This is a genomic window from Nitrospira sp. BLG_2, assembly GCF_049222245.1.
Genome location: NZ_JBLYIG010000302.1, coordinates 1 through 4,494, shown reverse-complemented (window position 1 = coordinate 4,494; position 4,494 = coordinate 1). Strand labels below are relative to the sequence as shown.

Annotated in this window: 6 protein-coding genes; 2 read left to right on the top strand and 4 right to left on the bottom strand. The window is 51.9% G+C overall.

Going from position 1 to position 4,494, the window contains the following annotated elements; translation table 11 throughout:
* The first annotated feature begins 287 nt into the window (after positions 1-287).
* Positions 288-857: a hypothetical protein gene (locus ACOSYY_RS08380; RefSeq protein ID WP_421661813.1), complete on the top strand. Its 570-nt coding sequence runs from the start codon at positions 288-290 to the stop codon at positions 855-857.
* A 162-nt stretch (positions 858-1,019) separates the two neighbouring features.
* On the opposite strand, the gene ACOSYY_RS08375 is transcribed toward ACOSYY_RS08380, so the two are convergent.
* Positions 1,020-1,196, bottom strand: coding sequence for a hypothetical protein (locus tag ACOSYY_RS08375; RefSeq protein ID WP_421661812.1), 177 nt, complete (start codon positions 1,194-1,196; stop codon positions 1,020-1,022).
* A gap of 774 nt (positions 1,197-1,970) precedes the next feature.
* Positions 1,971-2,420, bottom strand: coding sequence for an Hsp20/alpha crystallin family protein (locus ACOSYY_RS08370; protein ID WP_421661811.1), 450 nt, complete (start codon positions 2,418-2,420; stop codon positions 1,971-1,973).
* Between the two features lie 221 nt (positions 2,421-2,641).
* On the opposite strand from ACOSYY_RS08370, the gene ACOSYY_RS08365 reads away from it, so the two are divergent.
* Positions 2,642-2,809 carry a hypothetical protein gene (locus ACOSYY_RS08365; RefSeq protein ID WP_421661810.1) on the top strand — a complete coding sequence of 56 codons (168 nt, stop codon included), beginning with the start codon at positions 2,642-2,644 and terminating at the stop codon, positions 2,807-2,809.
* A 167-nt stretch (positions 2,810-2,976) separates the two neighbouring features.
* On the opposite strand, the gene ACOSYY_RS08360 is transcribed toward ACOSYY_RS08365, so the two are convergent.
* Both ACOSYY_RS08360 and ACOSYY_RS08355 read right to left on the bottom strand, forming a co-directional pair.
* The gene (locus ACOSYY_RS08360) at positions 2,977-3,792 is read right to left on the bottom strand and encodes a class I SAM-dependent methyltransferase (RefSeq protein WP_421661809.1); all 816 of its coding nucleotides are present in this window, start codon (positions 3,790-3,792) and stop codon (positions 2,977-2,979) included.
* 244 nt (positions 3,793-4,036) lie between these two features.
* On the bottom strand, positions 4,037-4,494 hold a 458-nt coding region (locus ACOSYY_RS08355; RefSeq protein WP_421661808.1), incomplete at its 5' end, for an Lcl C-terminal domain-containing protein.

The following is a 4,494-nucleotide window of genomic DNA, read 5'->3' as shown; positions in this document are numbered from 1 at the left end:
ATCTTAGCGACTTTTGTCTTGACGATCTCAATCCTTTTCAAGACCGGAACTCGTCCGCTCCTATACGAACTCCCAAAAATCGATGTGGAGGTCTGGCCATGAGGCGGCGCGTCTCGGCGACCATCGCAAAGCGACATGCGTTCGTTGTTCAGCGTATCGGACGCTGTGCTATGTCGGACAAGGAATAGCGAGCAGCCACAGCACCCAGTTCGGAGCCGCTTGACTAATGGGGAGCATTACAAGAATGATGATGCTCTAATACGTCTTCGGCTGAGGAGAACAGCATTATGCCTACTTCTACACTCGTAAAGAACATATTCGCGCTAGGACGCCATCATAATTACGTTGTAGCGGGTAATATCTGTAACGCATTCGTTCTTGGAGAGCTGGGTTCCCAGGATGATTTTTTTCTCGTGGGCGCGGAACCGCCAGACGATTCGAGCCATCCGTTGGTGACAGGTAATGTTCTCAATTCAGAGGGCAAGCTGTTGTTTCGTTTGGTCGGGAATGTGCTTACAATCAACCCCGGCCGCTGTGTCAAGACCGTGGACCTTCAAGGTGGATACGAGATTCACGATAGCAACGGAGTTCAACTCATGAAGGTCACGACACGGTTGGAACGGCTACCCGGCCTTCCGCAGGAGGGTTTTGTCACGACGATGTCCGCCAATTTTTTCGATCGTTCGGGAGCGCTGGTATTCAAAGCTCATGGGGGCGATGGCCAAGAGCGCATAGAAGCAAAGGGGAAGGCGGCATTCGGATTCGATAAAGTCTTCGGTTATGTTCAAGGCTATTCAGAGGATGAATTGAATATCGCAAAGACAATGTTGGCCTCTGCCGGTGCTCGGAATGCTTAAATCCGTAGTCTGGGAAATACAGCCCCACCGCCGTCGATCATCTTCACATGGTACGTACTCCCTCTTGTCGCAGTGCGACACAGCCAATATGGATTCTGAACCAATAACGGGGAGAAGGGTGTGCCGGTTTGGCAGGCTGCCATAGTGAAGATGCGGGCCGGTTCACGATTGGCCGCATGTTTTCACCACGTTCTCTCCACACACAATGCAGTTGTAATTACCGGTCCGATAGCCGCCCTCGCTCCATTCCAATTCAAGATTCAAATGTTCGCATTTAGGAAGAGGATGTGACTGCTGTTTCCACTTGACCCTGAGTTCTGCAGCTTGAGTCGTCGTCATGGTGCACCTCACATAATAAACTCACCTCCACGTAGGGTTTCTTCAAAAGTAAAGCTGCTCTGCTAACTTTGTGCATAACTTTCACACCGTAGCGTTTCTTCTGACATCCGAATACTGATGCAACCACTAGTGATCCTAAGATTGCCTTGCTGGACTACTTCACTGCTCAAATAAGCGGTGTTATAGCTTGAGATTACGGTCTTTCCATGATCTTTTTCACTACCCAAGCCACGCCGTGAACCAGACTCCCAAAATGAGTCCCTCATCTCTAAAACGATAGAGGCTGAGCCGGTACTATTGAGAGGAATTGATAAAACTGAGACTGACTCGGGACCTGCCTAGTTGGCGAGACATTATCCGACTGGCTACGGTGGCAAAAATTTAATGTTATGCCCAAGGCTCATGTACAGCGCCGAATCGATGAAAACCTCTGCGTCATTCGGGAATATTTGAACAGAAAATTCCCCGGTTGCATCATCACGGAAGAATGTGTCCCTAGCCGCTACTATTTGTTCATCGTCACGCATGGCCCGCCGATCAAGTGCCACAAGCTGAAGGTGGACTGGTTGCGACTGTGCGGACGTGGCTGCACTCCAGATCGTACGCGAACCCAACTCAATATCGATTCTGTGGCGAGTTACATGGTCCGTCCAGGCTACTCATATTATCCTTGGTAACCGTCCACTGGTGAGCTGTCGTCGTTTTTGGGGAAGACGTCACCAAGGCCCGCTGATAAGGCGGGCCTTGATTTTTAGAAGACATTGTCTGAAGGATTTATGCCACCTTCACTTCGATGGCTTTCGGTTTCGCCTTCTCCGACTTCGGCAGGTGGAGATTCAACACTCCATCCTTGAACTCGGCCTTCACCTTGTCCGTTTCGATGACATCGGGCAAAGAAAAGGTCCGGGCAAAGCTCCCGTAGGATCGCTCAATCCGGTGATACTTCGTTCCTTTTTCTTCCTTCTCCTGCTTACGCTGACCCTGAATCGTGAGCACGCCATCCTCGACCGTGACTTTCACATCTTCCTTTCTCACATCCGGAATCTCGGCCTTGATCTGATACTCTCCTTCGGTCTCACTGATATCAACAGACGGCGTCCAATCAGCCACAATCATCGTTTCCTTGCCGTGAGTTCCCGAAGCAGCAGGGCGCGCAAACATCCGATTCAACCGATCCGACACTTCCTCCAATTCCCGAAACGGATCCCATCGTACGAGTGCCATAGTAATCTCCTTCTAGTCTTTCGTAGTTAGCTGCCGGGTCATGTCACTGGCGCTGCGCCGATCCAACTATGGTTGTCAGATAATGCAATCGACGGAGAAGTCAAGGGGCTCGGATGCCCACCCGAACTATGGGGAGGCCGATTTATAGGGGCTTGACTAGATTGCTTGAGAAATTATCTGGCCTCCATAACAACTCTTCCCGCCGATGGAGGTTTGCTCGTATGGAAACGTATACCAACGGATTCAGAAGGGAGATCACGGATTTTATTTCGGTGAGTGAACGGATACAAAGCCTTGTGGCGCGGGGCGAACCCCTCTCCAGAGATGAAGCCGGAGTTGTGCGGCTCTGTGCGACCGAGTTGCTCGAAAAGGTGCTTGAACCGAACTAAGCCGATTTTCTTTTTTAACGGGCTGCAAGCCTAATATGGAATCCATGCTCAGGCCGGAGCAGGATGTGCCTATTGAAGAGCGCTGGATATTGGCTGCGGGAATATACCGCGGATGTGCGGCCGATATTCAGGAATGTCTGATAGCCCTCATTGAATCACGGTGGATATCATCCGCTCGCCCGCGCGGTTGCGACAATTGCCTGCATCGGCGCGCGATACGGATTGTCTCCTCCGGTCCGTGCATAGATTGCAGCCACGGCATCAACGATCGGTTCGGGAGAACCGCCTCGCTCTTGAATTTCAGCGAGCAACGGCGAGCCTTGAATCATACCGATTGCCAGCCCTTTTGCCGTAGTGCTGTAACACTCCTTTGACACTGCGTGGATCTCGATCTGATCGAAACCGTGTGCGATCAGCAAACTTCGTAAGGCATCCACATCGTGAGAATTAAATGGTGCCTTGAAAAATTGCGAGGGATTCTTCGGGAAAAAACCCGAAACCGTCTCCTGGACAATCAACCCCCAAGAATTGGTCTCGAGACGGTCCCATACACTCAACGCAAGCAAGCCGCCGTTGAGTAAGATTCGGCGCATCTCGCAAAAGGCACGATCTTTATCAGCCGCAAACATGAGGCCAAACTGGCACACGACTACGTCAAACGAGGCATTGGGGAACGGCAGGTCCGTGATGTCCGCCGGTCTCCATGTAATTCCTTCCACCCCGTTCAGCTTCTTCTGCGCGTACTCGAGCATGCCGGGATTGAGATCAGTCGCCGTCAGGGACACAGATGGCTTCAGGCGTGCACGAAGCTGCTGAGTAAGAATGCCTGTTCCGCAGGCCATCTCGAGCACGGAACCCTGTGTGCAATCGGCCGCTATCTTCTCGGCAAGATCCACCGCATAGGGCTCGAACAAGGCTGACCCGAGATGCTTTTCATAGAGGTCGGAACCCGGAGCATAATCGTGTTCGATACGGTTTTTCATGGAGCGACTCTCAATAGCCAGAACGATGTGTATTCTGTCCTTGTGGCAAAGCCATCGTCTATGGCGATCTCTCCAATCTCCTCGTGCTGCAAATCGGATGCGAGCCCTCAATCAACGGTGTGGAAGATGTGCGTTGTGTTTGGAAAAGGTCTCTTGATTAAAAGAGCCGGTTCTCCTGTTTATCTAAAGTGGCACGAATATCCTGCCTGAATCTACTCGGACTCTTTATCAGGCCATCGGACAATTAATACGCATCCGCGGTATTCTCACCACGCACGCACCAGACATTGTGACGTTCCGTTACTTTAATGTCGTGCACCATGCCCATAATGAAGCCCACGTTCCACGCGTGTGTCGGTTTCCCAGCGAAGGATGTTGCTGACCAATAGTGGGCAGCCTGCACGTTGGTAAACGGATGGCTTGCCGGGAGAGTGGGGCCCGGCGATACGGAAGGATCCACTAGGCTTGCCAGTTCATGCACTGAGGGGAGTCTCCAACCCATGCGCCCGCCGATCTTGCGGCTCGTACACTGAAATCGTGCCCCTTGCCAATTCACGGTTTTCGTCTCCGGCGATTGCTCCCACACCAGCCCCGTCTCATTGTCACGTACCGCTGCCCCACCAAAATCGCTCAAGACGGTAAACCGCGAGCTGTCAGGTATCTTCTTATCCCAGCTGTGAAAGAAACTCTGTCGATCTGACG